We start from the raw sequence: 14,898 nt of genomic DNA on the forward strand, positions 1-14,898 counted from the left end.
TTATCGCACCAGATAGGGTTTACGCTGCGGCTTGGGTGGGCTGGCAGGGCTTTGCCCAACCGGGAAATCCCCCATCAGATAGGGATGCATGCCCTGGTTTTTCAGATTCTGCAGGAACTGCCCGAAGCCTTCAAGATCTGTCATCCTCGGCGCCTCACCCAGATGCCGCGCGGCCAGCGGGCCGATCTCGTCAATGATGGTCTGCAAGGGCTCCATCGGCGCCTCGACAAACTCTGCCATCGTCCAGATCCGCACCCGCGCCTTGGTCCATTGCGAGCGCAGGATCTGCAGCTGCTCGGCTTCGCGCTGCTGCAGCCGGGCCGCTTCCTGGCGCAGCTCCGCAAAGCTGCGGCTGGACTTGAACAGCGGAACCGCCCAGGCGCCGCTGATGACCGATACCTGCGCATTGGTGTCCCGCGCCACCAGCCAGTTCACAGCCTGATTGTCGCGCGGGCCGAACTGGAAACACTGGCGCTCGCCGCGGGTGTTCCAGATCAGGCTGGTCAGAAAGCTCTCAGGATTGTAGTCGCGCAGCTTCGCGTTGCCGTTCAGGCAGCCGTTGATCAGGGTCTGGCCTTCAGAAAACGCCGCCCCCTCGGGCGCAAAGATATGCCCGTGCACCCGGGCGCCGGTTGTCCGGGCCAGCCAGATCTCGAAATCCTCGAACAGCTCGGCAAATCCCTGGAACACCGAATAGGGGCTGGAAGTGATCCCGTTCTCCGATCCGTGGCCGGGAAAACGGCTCTGCATATAGAGGCCCGGCCGCCCGCGGGTGCGCCGCTCCACCGCCTTGGCAAAGATCCGGTCGATCTTGCCCGGATTGGGCTCCGCGCCTTTCATCGCCCCGGCCGGATCAGTCAGAAACGCCTGATAGAGCCGTTCCGCATGGGGCCAGATCTTGCGCGCCACAAAGCAGTCGGAGCGGCGCAACAGCTGCAAGTGGTCGTCATAGAAAATATGCGGCTTGCCCTGGAAATCGAACTTGCTCAGCGTCAGCGAGCGGCTCTCGATATTGCTGGAATACTGCCGCGCCAGGGTCTGAAAGTAGCTTTCATCCGGGATCCACACCTTGCGGAAATAGGCATCATAGGCCGGACGTTCCGGATCCTGCAGAATTGCCGCCAGGGTCCGCCGGGTCAGGCACCACCATTGGCTGCCCATATGCGGCACCAGCCCCGCCGGGATCCGCCGCTTGAACCGCAGCTTGCGCTGCAAGTTCACGTAGCGGTCGAAAAGATAGCGGTGTTTCTTCCAGGAAAACGGGAACCGCAGCGTGAACCGCTCATGGCTCAAGCCGCCAACGATCCAGGGCACATCCGCGGTGGTGGCGCTTTCAATGAAATCGGTCTCCGGGCGCACCGCCAGATAATCCGCCAGCTCCTGCACCGGCCTCAGCGGCAGGCAGGAGCCGGAGGCCAGATAGACATGCCGCACATCCGGAAACTCCGCCAGCATCACCTCGGAGGCCGACTGCGAAGCCGCGACGATGCCCCAGGTGCCCCATTCACACCGGTGGCGGGCAGAGAACCGCACCAGCGGGCTGCCATCCAGCGACTGCCGGAACCGGTCAAACACGTCACGCCTGACATTGCGGTCCACATGCAGCACCACCGGGCAGCCCGCTGCGGTCCAGTGGCGCACCACCTGCGCCGCCCGGTCCAGCGCCGTGTGCACCAGCATGACAATCCCAACCGTGCTCATGCCCAGTTCCCCTTGGACATCAGCCCCAGGATCTCAAGCTGGCGCCAGTTGATGTATTTCTCGCTCCACTTGCACCACAGCTCCGGCTGCTCCGCCATCTTGGCGGCATAGGCCTTGTATTCCGCCGACCCGCCATAATGCTGGCCGCGCACCAGCTCCTCTTCAGCCTTGGCGGTGAAGGTATCCAAAAACTTGGTGTGCAGCAGCGCGCCGCTGGCTTTTTCGCCGCCATCACTTTCATAAACCTGGTTCAGCCCGCGCGGCAGCAGCGCGTGGGTGGAACTGGCATAGGCATAGCGCCGGTGCCATTTGACCAGCGGGATTTTGTTCAGCGCCGGTGCCTTCTTGGGCTGATCGGCGAAGAACACCCGCGCCCGCGGCCCGCCCTGGATCCACAGGTTGCCGTATTCCTTGTTGCGGCTGATGGTGTAATTGCCGCTGTCGAACCAGTGGGCAATCTCCAACGGGTTCTGTCCGGCCTGATACGGCACCTCGCCGATCCGGCCCTTGGGGTATACATCCAGCAGCATCGCCGAGAAGCTGCGGATCGCCGAATTGTCCAGCCAGTCGGTCAGCGCCCGGATCGGCCGCGTGTCGCAGAACGGGTAGATAAAGAACTCATCCGGGTCGACCACCAGTACCCAGTGATCATGCGCGTACTTGCGCTTGAGGTAGTTCATCCAGTCAATGCCGAAGCCCGCCCGCCTGTAACTGGCGGTGGTCTGCCACAGCGAGACATCTTCCATTCCCTGAAGATAATCTGTGGTGCCATCGGTGGAGCCATTGTCCACGAACAGGAAATGATTGACGCCCAGGCCGCGGTAATACTGCAGGAAGTAGGGCAGGCGGATCTGCTCGTTGCGCATGGTGCAGACCAGCAGAATATCCCCCGGACGGATCGCCCTCGTGTTGTCCTGCACAGGCGACAGCTCACCGGACTTGCGCACCGCGCGGACCAGCCGCCGTTTGCGCCGCAACCGCATCCGGTAAGAATCCCAAAGCCCCACGTCTACTCCAAACCGCTATCCAAGGAGCGCACCTGCCCGGTCCAGCCTTCTGCCAGCGGCAAGTTTCCGCGCAATATGTCACGCACGCAGTCTATTAACAACGGATTTAGAAACAGTTACGCGGGCGCACGGCGCAGTTGCAACAGTTCAGGCGATGCCGCCCAGGCGTCACCAGGCCAGCGGTGTCATCAGCCCCAGCGCCGCCAGCTGGTCCGGTCCGCGGTACCGGACCGACCCGGCGTGCCACATATCCGGCGCCTCCGTGATCCGGTCGTAATACACATCAAATTCCTGCGGGGTATGGAAATGCTGCTGGCGCTGCTTTTCCGTTGCCGATTTGGAAACAATCTCCGGCAGGAACTTCGTATGCAGCAGCACGCCGGACGGAGCCTCGCCGCCGGGTCCGTCATACAGCATGTTCAGCTGCCGCGGCAGCATGGAATGGGTTGAATTGATATAGGCATAGCGCCGGTTCCAGCGCACCAGCGGCAGCTTGTTCAGCGTCGGCGAGCGTTCCGGCTGATCCTGGAAGAACACTCTTTCCCGTGCCCCTCCCTGGACCCACAGGTTGCCCTTCGGCTGCTGCCGCACTGCCCGGTAGGGGCCTTCGTCGAACCATTGCAGCACCTCGCCGGGATCTTGCCCCGGCGCATAGGTCCGGTCGCCCAGCGGCCCCTTGGGGTAAAGGTCCAGCATCAGCGCCCCGAACCCCGCGCGCCCTTGCTGCTCCAGCAGCCGGGTCAAATCGTCCAGCCCGTGCGCGTCCATGCCGGGGTAGACCAGCAGCTCATCGGCATCCACGGTCAGGCACCAGCGCCCGTGGCCATGGCGGATCAGCAGCCAGCCCAGCCAATCCAGGCCAAAGCGCGTGTCCCGGTAACTGCCCTCAGCGCGCCACAGGGAGACATCCGGCTGCTCCGCCAGCAACTCCGCACTGCCGTCATCGCTGCCATTGTCCACCACAAGGAAATGCGCGGCGCCCAGCCGCCGGTAGTGCTCCAGGAAATAGGGCAGCCGGGTAATCTCATTGCGCAGAACCGTAAAAACCAGAACGCCGGCATTGGGGATCTGCCGGGTGCGGTCCGCCGTTTTCTGCATCTGCCGGCGGGCACGCAGCGCCCGCCACAGCATCCGCCGCCGCTTCCACCGCATCCGGTAAGCCCCGGTGAGGCCCAGCGGCGGCAGATCAGGAGCGGCGGGGCCAGTCATGCTTAGCCCTCGTAATGGCCCGTCTTATGCCATTTCCAGGCATCAGCAATCATCGTTTCCAAGGTAGAGCGGCGCGGCTCCCAGCCCAGATCGGTGACCGCGCGGGTCGATCCCGACACCAGCTTGGTGCAGTCGCCCGCCCGGCGCGCGCCGGTGTTGCAGGGCACTTTCTGCCCGGTCACGGCTTCCGCCTTGTCCATCACCTCGCGCACCGAAAAACCGCTGCCGGTGCCCAGGTTGAACACTTGGCTGCCCTTGCCGCCTTCCAGCCACTTCAGGCCCAGCACATGCGCATCCACCAGGTCGCAGACATGCACATAATCGCGGATGCAGGTACCGTCCGGGGTGTCATAGTCAGTGCCGAAGATGGTCAGCGCATCGCGCTTGCCCGCAATCGCATCCAGCACCAGCGGCACCAGATGGGTCTCGGGGCGGTGGAACTCGCCCACCTCAGCCTCAGGATCAGCGCCCGCCACGTTGAAATAGCGGAAGATCACCGACCGCAGCCCGTGTGCAGCGCCGAAATCCTTGAGGATATCTTCAACTGCCCGCTTGGAAGCGCCATAGGCGTTCAGCGGCAGCTGCGGAGTGTTTTCGTCCAGCACCACATTGTCATGCTCGCCATAAGTGGCGCAGGTCGAGGAGAACACGAAATCCAGGCATCCCGCTGCCACTGCAGCCTCGACCAGATTGAGCGACCCGCCGGTGTTGTTGGCCCAGTAGCGGCCCGGCTCGCTCATCGCCTCGCCGACCTGGCTCAGCGCCGCGAAATGCATCACCGCGGCCGGCTGGTACTTGGCAAACACATCATCCAGCCGCGCGCGGTCGTTCAGATCGCCTTTCTCGAAGGGTCCGAATTTCACCGCATCCTGCCAGCCGGTCACCAGGTTGTCATAGGTCACCGGCGTATAGCCCGCCGCCTTCAGCGCCTTGCAGGCGTGCGAGCCGATGTATCCGGCACCGCCGGTCACGAGGATATTGGTCACTGTCTCTGCCCCATGCTGGGCCGCCCAGGGCGGGCGGCCAGTTTGGTTACTGCGCGGCCTTGCCGACCTGCGCGATCTCGGTGATGTAGCTCATCAGGTCATCCCGCAGCTCATCGCGCGCCAGCGCAAAGGCGACGGTCGCCTGCAGGAAGCCCGCCTTGGAGCCGCAATCGAACCGCTGCCCGTTGAAGCGGTAGCCGTAAACCGGCACGTCCTGGGCGATATCCTCGGCAATCGCATCGGTCAGCTGAATCTCGCCGCCGGCGCCGGACTTCATCTTGTTGAGGTTCTTCAGAACCGACGGCGACAGGATATAGCGGCCGATCACCGCCAGATTCGACGGCGCGTCTTCCATCTTGGGCTTTTCGACCATGCCGTTGGCGGCGACCACCCGGCCCATGTCCTCTTTCACGTCGAGCACACCATAGGAAGAGGTCTTCTCCGGCGGAACCTCCATCGCAGCAACCATGTTGCCGCCGGTTTCTTCATAGGCCTCGACCATTTGCTGCAGGCAGGGTTTCTCTGCCGCAATCACGTCGTCCGGCAGGATCACCGCAAAGGGCTCGTTGGCGATCAGGCGGCGGGCGCACCACACCGCGTGGCCCAGGCCCAGCGCCTTGTGCTGGCGCAGATAGGCAATGGCACCGGATTCCATGTCGGTGCTCTTCAGGATCTCCAGAAGCTCATCCTTGCCCTTCTTGCGCAGCTCCTGTTCCAGAACCGGCGAGTGGTCAAAATAGTCTTCCAGCGCACCCTTGCCGCGCGACGTGACAAAGATGAATTCCTTGATCCCGGCAGCCCGTGCCTCGTCGATGGCGTATTGCACCAGCGGCCGGTCGACCAATGTCATGATTTCCTTGGGCACGGATTTGGTTGCCGGCAGGAAACGGGTTCCCAGACCCGCAACGGGAAAAATCGCTTTGGTTACTTTTTTACGCATGTGGTTCTCTCTGCACTCAAATTCCGGGCTGGCCGCCGCAGCCGCCAAACGGCGCTGATAAGCTGGCGCGCATTATGCCCGGCTGTCTCCAACAAAATGTAAAGCAACTGCCCGTTGCCCCCAGCTGCCGTCTTGCAGCAGCGCCCTTTTCATTCGGCTTCTCTTTAACATAATTCACTCACTCGTGCCGCATTTTCTTCATCATGGCTTCCAGCCGCGGCACATCCTCCGGGTTGTTCAGCTCCCAGAATTCACGGCCGCGCGCCTCAACTTCAACACAGAGCACCTTGCGTCCGTTCTCCAGGAATCGCAGCTGCTCCAGCCCTTCGAGCTGTTCCAGCGGCCCTGTATCCCAATCAGGATACGCTGCCAAGGCATCCGGCCGGTAGGCATAGACCCCGACATGGTGAAAGACCGGCGTGTTTTCGCCATCCCCGTAGACATGCCCGCAATAGGGCACCACCTCCTTGGAGAAATAGAGCGCACTGTGGTCCGCGGCAAATACTGCCGTGGTGCCACCGACCCGGCCGTCTTTCCGGTCCGCCAGCAGGCTGTTCAGCGTTTCGCCGTTGCAACGCAGCACCGGCGTTGCCAGCCCCATGCCGGGAGCAGCCTTAAGCCCGGCCACCAGGTCCTCGACAAACCAATGCGGAGTCAGCGGCGCATCGCCCTGCAGGTTCACCACCACCTCATAGCCGCCGCCCAGCGCCGCATGCGCCTCGGCACAGCGCTCGGTGCCGTTGGCGCACTCCGGCGAGGTCATCACCACCTCGGCCCCGAACGCTTCCGCCGCCTGTTTGATGCGATCGTCATCCGTGGCCACAACCACCCGGTCCACACCCTGCACCGAACAGGCCGCCCGCCAGGAACGCTCCACCAGCGAGCGCTTTTCGCCAGTGGCACCGGTCAGCGGCACCAGCGGCTTGCCGGGATAGCGGGTCGAGGCATAGCGGGCGGGGATGACAATCAGGACGGACATCAGGCTTCCTTCAGTTCCACAGCTGGTGCATAGGCGATGAAGAACGGGTTGGCATAGCCCTCTTTACCGTATTTCAGCGGGGAATGATCGTCAAAACGCACCACTTTGCCGCCAGCGCCTGCAAGCACCGCATGGCCCGCGGCGGTGTCCCATTCCATGGTGCGGCCGACACGCGGATAAATATCCGCTTCGCCAGTGGCAACCAGGCAGAACTTCAGCGAGGAGCCGGCGCTCTTGCTGTCCTTCACGTTGTACTTGCCGATGTAGTCATCGGTGGCCTGATCGCGGTGCGATTTCGACGCCACCACCATCAGCGCGGAGTTATCGCTGTCTGCGACCCGGATCACCCGGGTTGCGCCGATGGTTTCCGGATCAAAGCTGCCGGTCTCCTCCACCGCGCTGCCGTCAGCCAGAGTAAAGAACATCCGCTGCCGCGCCGGCGCATAGACCACGCCGCGGGTCGGCACGCCGTTTTCCACCAGCGCGATGTTCACGGTGAAATCGCCGCGGCGGTGGATAAACTCCTTGGTGCCGTCCAGTGGATCGACAATCAGGAAGGTGTCGCCGCGCTCCTTGTGCGAGGCCGCCTGCTCCTCGGTGACCAGCATCACGCCCGGAAATGCCGCCCGCAGCCCGGCCGAGATCAGCGCATCCGCCGCTTCATCCGCTTCGGTCACCGGGCTATCGTCGGATTTCACCTTCACGTCAAAATCGTCGGAGTTGTAAATCTCCATGATCTTTGCACCGGCCTCGATGGCCAGTTTGCGGATCACGGGCACCAGGTCTTCATAAGTCACGCAGGTCTCCCCAACACGGGTTTAATTGAAAATTTGCCTGTTGCCCCTTATGATGCGCAGACAGCAGAACGGCAAGCAGCCGCATCAGATAAGAGCAGAGAACGCAGGTTCATGTTTCAGCAGCGCACGCAGCAATCGTGGATGTCCGGGTTTCTTTCCCTGAGCGAAGTGGTATTCCACTCCGCCGTGCGCAGCGTCCGCTCCAAGCACAACAACGCCTTCATCGCACTTGGCCTGAACCTGCTGCAGACGATTCTGTTCGTGCTGGCCTTCTATGTCATGTTTGCGGTGCTGGGCCTGCGCGGCTCCGCCATCCGCGGCGATTTTCTGCTCTATGTGATGTCCGGCGTGTATCTGTTCATGGTGCACACCAAGACTGTCAGTGCCGTTGCCGGCGCTGAGGGCCCCAGCAGCCCTATGATGCAGCACGCGCCGATGAACACGATGGTGGCGCTGCTGTCCGCCGCCATCGGCGCGCTCTATATTCAGGTTCTGTCGCTGATCATCATCCTGTTTGCCTATCACGTCGCCTACACGCCTGTGCATATCGAGGAACCCATTCCCGCCTTCGGCATGGTGCTGCTGGCCTGGATCACCGGGTTCGGCGTGGGGCTGGTGTTTCTGGTTCTGAAGCCTTGGGCGCCAAGCTTTGTCAGCATCCTGATGATGATCTACCAGCGCGCCAACATGATTGCCTCGGGCAAGATGTTCCTGGCCAACACGCTGCCCAGCTTCATGCTGGCAATGTTCGACTGGAACCCGCTGTTCCACTGCATCGACCAGTCGCGCGGCTATGTCTTCATCAACTACAACCCGCATTTCAGCTCCTGGCAGTATGCCGCCTGGGTGGCGCTGGTTCTGATCGTGATCGGCCTGATGGGCGAGTTTTACACCCGCCGCCATGTCTCCCTCAGCTGGAACGCGCGCCGGTGAGGGGGCGGCACGCTGCTGCCCTTCTTTGGCTGGCCTTGCTGGCTCTGCCCGCCGCAGCGCAGGAGTATCCCGCGCTCCACAGTGTCACCGGTGTTGCAGCTGATGACGTGCTCAACATCCGCAGCACCCCCTCCGCCAGTGCTGAAGTCATCGGAACCCTGGCACCGGATCAAACCGGTGTGGAAGTGATTCTAGCGGATGAAAGCGGTAAATGGGGCCAGGTGAACAGCGGCGAGCAATCCGGCTGGGCCGCCCTGCGGTATCTGAGCCTGCAACCCCAAAACGACTGGCGCATGATGCACGGACAGGCGCTGGACTGCTTCGGCACCGAGCCCTTCTGGTCCCTGACCCTGGATGACACCGCCCGCATGACCACGCCAGAGGGCCCGGTCACTGGCTTCACACTGCTGGCAAGGCAGCGGGCAGCAGGCCACAGCGGCAAATCCGGCTTCCACGCTGTCCACCACCCCAGCAACGAAACGTCCGTACCAGGAACCGCCAGCCTGTCCGGCACCCTGACGTCACAACACTGCACCGACGGCATGTCGGACCGCAGCTATGGCATTTCGATCGACCTGCTGCACCTGCGCGGCACGGGCCAGCTCGACGTCCTGACCGGCTGCTGCTCGCTGGTGCCCTAGCCGCCGGCCCCAAGACTTTTCAGCAAAAGTCTTGGCAAAAGTTTTCGGCAAAACTTTTGCGCCCCGCCAGCGTCACGTCACCACCCTGAGCGTCAGGTTGATCCGCCCGCCCTTGGGCAAGAGCCGCGACGACTTGAACCGGATCCGGTCCACCCCGTGATAGGTCAGCCGCGCCTCGCCCCCCATCACCACCACGTCGCCGGAACTCAGCCAGAGCGATTCCGTCCTGCCGCCCCGCGTCTGGCTGCCGATCCGGAACAGCCCGTCATCGCCCAGCGAAATGGAAACCACGGGAAAGGAGAAATCCGCCTCATCCTTATCCTGGTGCAGCCCCATCTTCGCACCCTCACCGTAGTAATTCAGCAGGCAGCATTCCGGCTGCCGCTCCAGCCCGGTCAGCTCCGCCCAGATTTCCAGCACCTCCGCCGGGATCGCCGGCCAGTCCCGCCCCGCCGGGTGCTGCTCCGCATAGCGGTAGCCCTTGGCATCCGAATACCAGCCGAACCGTCCGGCCGAGGTCATCCGCACCGACATCTGCCCGCCGCCCGGCACCTTGGGCGAAAACAGCGGCGCCGCCTTCAGCACCCCCCGCAAGGCCTCGATCAGCGCCGCCTGCCGGACGCCATCGAGATACCCCTTGTGAACATCAAATCCGCGCACCCGCAGCAGGGTCATTGCCGTTCATCCATCCTTAACCATAGCCCTTGCAAAAAAGCGCATTGATTCACGCCTCCGGGCGTGCACTGGCGCTTGCAGGGCCGTTTTCACGTCCCTATATACGCCGGGACGCGGCAAGGTGCAGACCAAACCGCAAAACAATCGGGGCCAGGATGCCGCAACGGGTTCAGGCCTCGGGTAATCGCCTTGAGTAGTAAAAAGGGATCGCAAATGAGCAAAGTTATCGGCATCGACCTGGGTACCACCAACTCCTGCGTGGCCATCATGGATGGCTCCCAGCCCCGCGTGATCGAAAACGCCGAGGGCGCGCGCACCACCCCTTCGATCGTTGCCTTCACCGACGACGAGCGCCTGGTCGGCCAGCCGGCCAAACGCCAGGCCGTCACCAACCCCGACAACACCGTGTTCGGCGTCAAGCGCCTGATCGGCCGCCGGTTCGACGACCCGGCCGTCGCCAAAGACAAGAAGATGGTGCCGTTCTCCATCGTCAACGGCGGCAACGGCGACGCATGGGTCGAAGCCAAGGGTGAGAAATACTCCCCGTCGCAAATCTCCGCCTTCACCCTGGGCAAGATGAAGGAAACCGCGGAATCCTACCTGGGCGAGGAAGTCACCCAGGCGGTGATCACCGTGCCTGCCTATTTCAACGACGCCCAGCGTCAGGCCACCAAAGACGCCGGCAAGATCGCGGGCCTCGAAGTGCTGCGCATCATCAACGAGCCGACCGCAGCTGCGCTGGCCTATGGCCTGGACAAGGAAAACACCCAGACCATCGCCGTCTATGACCTCGGCGGCGGCACCTTCGACGTCACCATCCTGGAAATCGACGACGGCCTGTTCGAAGTGAAGTCGACCAACGGCGACACCTTCCTGGGCGGCGAAGACTTCGACATGCGCATCGTCAACTACCTGGCGGATGAGTTCAAAAAGGAAAACGGCGTCGATCTGTCCAAGGACAAGATGGCCCTGCAGCGCCTGAAAGAGGCCGCAGAGAAAGCCAAGATCGAACTGTCCTCCACCTCGCAGACCGAGATCAACCAGCCGTTCATCTCGATGGACCCGTCCTCGGGCCAGCCGCTGCACATGGTAATGAAGCTGACCCGCGCCAAGCTGGAAAGCCTGGTTTCCGACCTGATCAAACGCTCGATGGATCCGTGCAAGGCGGCCCTGAAGGACGCAGGCCTGTCGGCTTCCGACATTGACGAGGTGGTTCTGGTCGGCGGTATGACCCGGATGCCGAAAGTCATCGAAGAGGTCTCCAAGTTCTTCGGCAAGGAGCCGCACAAGGGCGTGAACCCGGATGAAGTGGTTGCCATGGGCGCTGCCATCCAGGCCGGCGTTCTGCAGGGCGACGTCAAGGACGTGGTGCTGCTCGACGTGACCCCGCTGTCGCTCGGCATCGAAACCCTGGGCGGTGTCTTCACCCGCCTGATCGACCGCAACACCACCATCCCGACCAAGAAGTCGCAGGTGTTCTCGACCGCGGAAGACAACCAGAACGCCGTGACCATCCGCGTGTTCCAGGGTGAGCGTGAAATGGCAGCCGACAACAAGATGCTCGGCCAGTTCAACCTCGAGGAAATCCCGCCGGCACCGCGCGGCATGCCGCAGATCGAAGTGACCTTCGACATCGACGCCAACGGCATCGTGTCGGTCGGCGCCAAGGACAAGGCGACCGGCAAGGAACAGCAGATCACCATCCAGGCCTCCGGCGGTCTGTCCGACGACGACATCGAAAAGATGGTCAAGGACGCCGAGGACAACGCCGAGGCGGACAAGGAACGCCGCGAGCTGATCGAAGCCAAGAACCAGGCCGAATCGCTGATCCACTCGACCGAGAAATCGGTGGAAGAGCATGGCGACAAGGTCGACCCGTCCACCGTCGAGGTGATCGAGCTGGCCGTGGCCGCGCTGAAGGACGAGCTGGAGAACGACAAGGCAACCGCCGACAAGATCAAGTCCGGCATCCAGAACGTCACCGAAGCTGCGATGAAACTGGGCGAGGCGATCTACAAGGCGCAGGCCGAAGAAGGCGGCGACGACGAGCCGGCAGCAGCTGACGAAGCCGCAGGCCCGGCTGACGACGACATCGTCGATGCCGAGTTCGAAGACCTGGACAACGACAAGCGCTAACGCCTGAGCACTCAGGCCAAGGCGGGCCGGTCCGACCCCGGACCGGCCCATTTTCGTTGAGGCAGATGGGGTAACCGATGTCAAAACGTGACTATTACGACGTTCTGGGCGTGGCCAAAGGCGCCACCGCAGACGAAATCAAAAAAGGCTTTCGCAAGAAGGCCAAGGAACTGCACCCCGACCGGAACTCCGACAATCCGGACGCCGAGGCGCAGTTCAAGGAAGCCAACGAGGCTTATGACGTCCTCAAGGACGCCGAGAAAAAGGCGGCCTATGACCGCTTTGGCCATGCTGCCTTTGAAAACGGCATGGGCGGCGGCCAGCGCGGCGGCGGCGGCCAGGGCTTTGGCGGCGGCGATTTCTCCTCCGCCTTCTCCGACGTGTTCGACGACCTGTTCGGCGATTTCATGGGCGGCCAGCGCGGCGGTGCTGGCGGACGCCAGCGCGCATCGCGCGGCGCCGACCTGCGCTACAACCTGCGCGTCTCGCTGGAGGAAGCTTTCAGCGGCCTGCATAAGACCATCAAGGTCCCGGCCTCCGTTTCCTGCACCTCCTGCGAGGGCACCGGGGCTGAGGGCGGCGTCGAGCCCACTACCTGCCCGACCTGTTCCGGCATGGGCAAGGTCCGCGCGCAGCAGGGCTTCTTCACCGTTGAACGCACCTGTCCGACCTGCTCGGGCCTGGGCCAGATCATCAAGAACCCGTGCAAATCCTGCCACGGCCACGGCCGGGTGGAAAAAGACCGCTCGCTGTCGGTGAACATCCCGGCAGGCGTGGAAACCGGTACCCGCATCCGACTGGCAGGCGAAGGCGAAGCCGGCCTGCGCGGCGGCCCTCCGGGCGATCTCTACATCTTTGTCGAGGTCGGCCCGCACAAGCTGTTTGAGCGTGACGGCAACAACCTCTATTGCCGGGTGCCGGTCAGCATGGCCAAGGCATCGCTTGGCGGCTCCATCGAGGTGCCGACCATCGACGGAGGCCGCGGCCGCGTGCAAATCCCCGAGGGCAGCCAGTCCGGCCGTCAGATGCGCCTGCGCGGCAAGGGCATGCCGGCGCTGCGCGGTGGTGCCACCGGCGACATGTTCATCGAACTGGCGGTGGAAACCCCGATGAACCTCACCGCCCGCCAGAAGGAGCTTCTGCGCGAGTTCGAGGACATATCCGAGGAAAACACCAACCCCGAATCCCGCAGCTTCTTCTCTTCGGTGAAAAGCTTCTGGGATGGGATGAAGGGGTGAGGCCCGTCTAGGAAACCGTCCGGGGGACGGTTTCAGGGCCGAACGGGCGGAGCCCCGGGCATTGCCACCTCTCCGACTTTCTGAAAGCGTCCCAGCCGGGGCGCTTTCTTTATAAAGAGGTTCAGTAGTGGCCAACAAAGAATGGAAGATCATCGACGGCAAAATCCCTGATGACGCCATGGCATTTTTGGAGGATGGCATCGCCAAGGCGAATGCCGCGTGGGACAAGCGCGTCAATGAAGGAACAATCATACCGCGCTGGTGCGAGATCCCTGGTTACGGCCATACTTCGATGTGCTGGCGCATGGGCGGCGGAGAAGACTACATGAGAAATTTTCGCGCGTGGTTTTCGCAGCTGGAAACCAACGACAGAATTCAGTTTGAAACTAAGTTCCCAGAACCTCAGGATTGGTCTGGGTTCTACAAATCCATCGAAACGGGATCATAGACGCCCGCTCACTATCCCCCACGCCGCGCTGCGGCGGTGCACAGGGGGTGCACAAGGGGTGCACGCCTGTCACCCCCTTACAGCCGCCCCTCCGCCGCTCTCGCAGGGCATCCATTAACACTTCCTCAACCATGATGGCGGCACCATGGCGCCATGGCACAGGACCCCGCATTCGAGGACGTCTCCCTGCCGCTGTTTCCCGGCAGCGAGGAGGCCCCTGCGGCCCCGCTCTCCCCCGGCCGCCTCCCCTCCTACATCAAGGACCACCGCGCCCGCCTGCGCGAGCGTTTCATGGCTGGCGGCGCCGCTGCGATGCCCGATTACGAGCTGCTGGAACTGGTCCTGTTCCGCTCCATCCCGCGCCGCGACGTGAAACCCTTGGCGCGGCAACTGCTTGATACTTTTGGCGATTTCAATCGCGTGGTGACGGCCTCACCGGAACGGCTGGCACAAGTGAAGGGCATCGGCGACGCTGTGATCACCGACCTCAAGGTGCTGGAGGCCGCCGCCCACCGCATGGCCCGCGCCCGGGTGATGCAACGGCAGATAATCTCCAGTTGGGACGCCCTCCTGGACTATTGCCACACCACCATGGCGCATCGCGAAACCGAACAGTTCCGCATCCTGTTCCTGGACCGCAAGAACGTCCTGATCGCCGACGAGGAACAGGCCCGCGGCACCGTCGACCACGTCCCGGTCTACCCGCGCGAGGTCGCCAAACGCGCCCTGGAACTCAACGCCAGCGCCTTGATTCTAGTGCATAATCACCCCTCCGGAGACCCCACGCCCTCGGACAGTGACATCGGCATGACGGATCAGATTCAGGCCGCCCTCAGCGCCTTGGGAATCGCCCTGCACGACCATCTGATCATCGGAAAATCCGCCGAACTCAGCTTCCGCGCTCAGGGATACCTGTAGCGCATTTCTCAGTCATCATCAGCGGTTTTGGGAGGAAGTGGTGAGCCGTGCAGGATTCGAACCTGCGACCCACTGATTAAAAGTCAGTTGCTCTACCAACTGAGCTAACGGCCCACTTCTTCGTCGCGGTCTAAGTGTTTTTCCCAGAAGGTTCAAGCACTTATTTCGCTTTGGTCCGGCGTGGCGGTGTGTGTCACGCTGTCCCGATAGGCGGCGTATCTAGGGCCAGTGCGGCGGGGGGTCAACCCCTTTTTTCAACTTTTCTCACCGAAGGCTGGATTCATCTCCGC

At 62.6% G+C, this 14,898-nt stretch carries 14 protein-coding genes and 1 tRNA gene; 6 read left to right on the plus strand and 9 right to left on the minus strand.

The window, feature by feature from the left end:
• The 7 genes from RA24_RS13715 to cysQ form a co-directional block, all read right to left on the minus strand.
• Entirely contained in the window at positions 1-1,701 is a 1,701-nt protein-coding gene (locus tag RA24_RS13715) for a DUF5927 domain-containing protein (RefSeq protein WP_039192193.1), read from the minus strand.
• Positions 1,698-2,684 carry a glycosyltransferase family 2 protein gene (locus RA24_RS13720; RefSeq protein ID WP_039192195.1) on the minus strand — a complete coding sequence of 329 codons (987 nt, stop codon included), beginning with the start codon at positions 2,682-2,684 and terminating at the stop codon, positions 1,698-1,700. The genes RA24_RS13715 and RA24_RS13720 overlap by 4 nt, the downstream gene beginning before the upstream one ends.
• A gap of 192 nt (positions 2,685-2,876) precedes the next feature.
• The gene (locus RA24_RS13725; RefSeq protein WP_039192198.1) at positions 2,877-3,917 is read right to left on the minus strand and encodes a glycosyltransferase family 2 protein; all 1,041 of its coding nucleotides are present in this window, start codon (positions 3,915-3,917) and stop codon (positions 2,877-2,879) included.
• Positions 3,918-3,919: 2 nt separating this feature from the next.
• A complete protein-coding gene (galE, locus tag RA24_RS13730; RefSeq protein WP_039192201.1) occupies positions 3,920-4,903 on the minus strand; it encodes a UDP-glucose 4-epimerase GalE in 984 nt (327 codons plus the stop codon).
• A 46-nt stretch (positions 4,904-4,949) separates the two neighbouring features.
• Positions 4,950-5,843 carry a UTP--glucose-1-phosphate uridylyltransferase GalU gene (gene galU / locus RA24_RS13735; protein ID WP_019297580.1) on the minus strand — a complete coding sequence of 298 codons (894 nt, stop codon included), beginning with the start codon at positions 5,841-5,843 and terminating at the stop codon, positions 4,950-4,952.
• A 178-nt stretch (positions 5,844-6,021) separates the two neighbouring features.
• Entirely contained in the window at positions 6,022-6,822 is an 801-nt protein-coding gene (locus RA24_RS13740) for a 3-deoxy-manno-octulosonate cytidylyltransferase (protein ID WP_019297579.1), read from the minus strand.
• The gene (gene cysQ, locus RA24_RS13745; RefSeq protein ID WP_039171875.1) at positions 6,822-7,619 is read right to left on the minus strand and encodes a 3'(2'),5'-bisphosphate nucleotidase CysQ; all 798 of its coding nucleotides are present in this window, start codon (positions 7,617-7,619) and stop codon (positions 6,822-6,824) included. The genes RA24_RS13740 and cysQ overlap by 1 nt, the downstream gene beginning before the upstream one ends.
• A gap of 111 nt (positions 7,620-7,730) precedes the next feature.
• Here cysQ and RA24_RS13750 point away from each other — a divergent pair, with 111 nt between their 5' ends.
• Complete coding sequence (locus RA24_RS13750; RefSeq protein WP_019297577.1) at positions 7,731-8,552, plus strand: ABC transporter permease; 822 nt, start codon at positions 7,731-7,733, stop codon at positions 8,550-8,552.
• A 35-nt stretch (positions 8,553-8,587) separates the two neighbouring features.
• Positions 8,588-9,193 (plus strand): SH3 domain-containing protein, encoded by a 606-nt coding sequence (locus tag RA24_RS13755; RefSeq protein WP_019297576.1) that lies wholly within the window; start codon positions 8,588-8,590, stop codon positions 9,191-9,193.
• Between the two features lie 72 nt (positions 9,194-9,265).
• On the opposite strand, the gene RA24_RS13760 is transcribed toward RA24_RS13755, so the two are convergent.
• Positions 9,266-9,868 (minus strand): alpha-ketoglutarate-dependent dioxygenase AlkB family protein, encoded by a 603-nt coding sequence (locus tag RA24_RS13760; RefSeq protein WP_039147472.1) that lies wholly within the window; start codon positions 9,866-9,868, stop codon positions 9,266-9,268.
• A 189-nt stretch (positions 9,869-10,057) separates the two neighbouring features.
• Between RA24_RS13760 and dnaK the strand changes: the two genes are divergently transcribed.
• The 4 genes from dnaK to radC all read left to right on the plus strand — a co-directional run bounded on the left by dnaK (position 10,058) and on the right by radC (position 14,608).
• Positions 10,058-12,004, plus strand: coding sequence for a molecular chaperone DnaK (gene dnaK / locus RA24_RS13765; RefSeq protein ID WP_272946450.1), 1,947 nt, complete (start codon positions 10,058-10,060; stop codon positions 12,002-12,004).
• 77 nt (positions 12,005-12,081) lie between these two features.
• The gene (dnaJ, locus tag RA24_RS13770; protein WP_039171884.1) at positions 12,082-13,242 is read left to right on the plus strand and encodes a molecular chaperone DnaJ; all 1,161 of its coding nucleotides are present in this window, start codon (positions 12,082-12,084) and stop codon (positions 13,240-13,242) included.
• A gap of 127 nt (positions 13,243-13,369) precedes the next feature.
• A complete protein-coding gene (locus RA24_RS21800) occupies positions 13,370-13,690 on the plus strand; it encodes a hypothetical protein (RefSeq protein ID WP_052269600.1) in 321 nt (106 codons plus the stop codon).
• Between the two features lie 153 nt (positions 13,691-13,843).
• Entirely contained in the window at positions 13,844-14,608 is a 765-nt protein-coding gene (gene radC, locus RA24_RS13780; protein ID WP_039192203.1) for a RadC family protein, read from the plus strand.
• Between the two features lie 38 nt (positions 14,609-14,646).
• Here the strand turns inward: radC and RA24_RS13785 are convergent.
• Positions 14,647-14,722, minus strand: a tRNA-Lys gene (locus RA24_RS13785).
• Positions 14,723-14,898: the final 176 nt, after the last annotated feature.

The sequence above is a fragment of the Leisingera sp. ANG-M6 genome, assembly GCF_000813905.1.
Taxonomy (GTDB): domain Bacteria; phylum Pseudomonadota; class Alphaproteobacteria; order Rhodobacterales; family Rhodobacteraceae; genus Leisingera.

Bases quoted from the DNA above. Each gene is read 5' to 3' on its own strand.
- RA24_RS13715 (WP_039192193.1), bottom strand. From the start codon at position 1,701: ATGAGCACGGTTGGGATTGTCATGCTGGTGCACACGGCGCTGGACCGG.
- RA24_RS13720 (WP_039192195.1), bottom strand. From the start codon at position 2,684: ATGCGGTTGCGGCGCAAACGGCGGCTGGTCCGCGCGGTGCGCAAGTCC.
- RA24_RS13725 (WP_039192198.1), bottom strand. From the start codon at position 3,917: ATGACTGGCCCCGCCGCTCCTGATCTGCCGCCGCTGGGCCTCACCGGG.
- galU (WP_019297580.1), bottom strand. From the start codon at position 5,843: ATGCGTAAAAAAGTAACCAAAGCGATTTTTCCCGTTGCGGGTCTGGGA.
- RA24_RS13740 (WP_019297579.1), bottom strand. From the start codon at position 6,822: ATGTCCGTCCTGATTGTCATCCCCGCCCGCTATGCCTCGACCCGCTAT.
- RA24_RS13750 (WP_019297577.1), top strand. From the start codon at position 7,731: ATGTTTCAGCAGCGCACGCAGCAATCGTGGATGTCCGGGTTTCTTTCC.
- RA24_RS13760 (WP_039147472.1), bottom strand. From the start codon at position 9,868: ATGACCCTGCTGCGGGTGCGCGGATTTGATGTTCACAAGGGGTATCTC.
- dnaJ (WP_039171884.1), top strand. From the start codon at position 12,082: ATGTCAAAACGTGACTATTACGACGTTCTGGGCGTGGCCAAAGGCGCC.
- radC (WP_039192203.1), top strand. From the start codon at position 13,844: ATGGCACAGGACCCCGCATTCGAGGACGTCTCCCTGCCGCTGTTTCCC.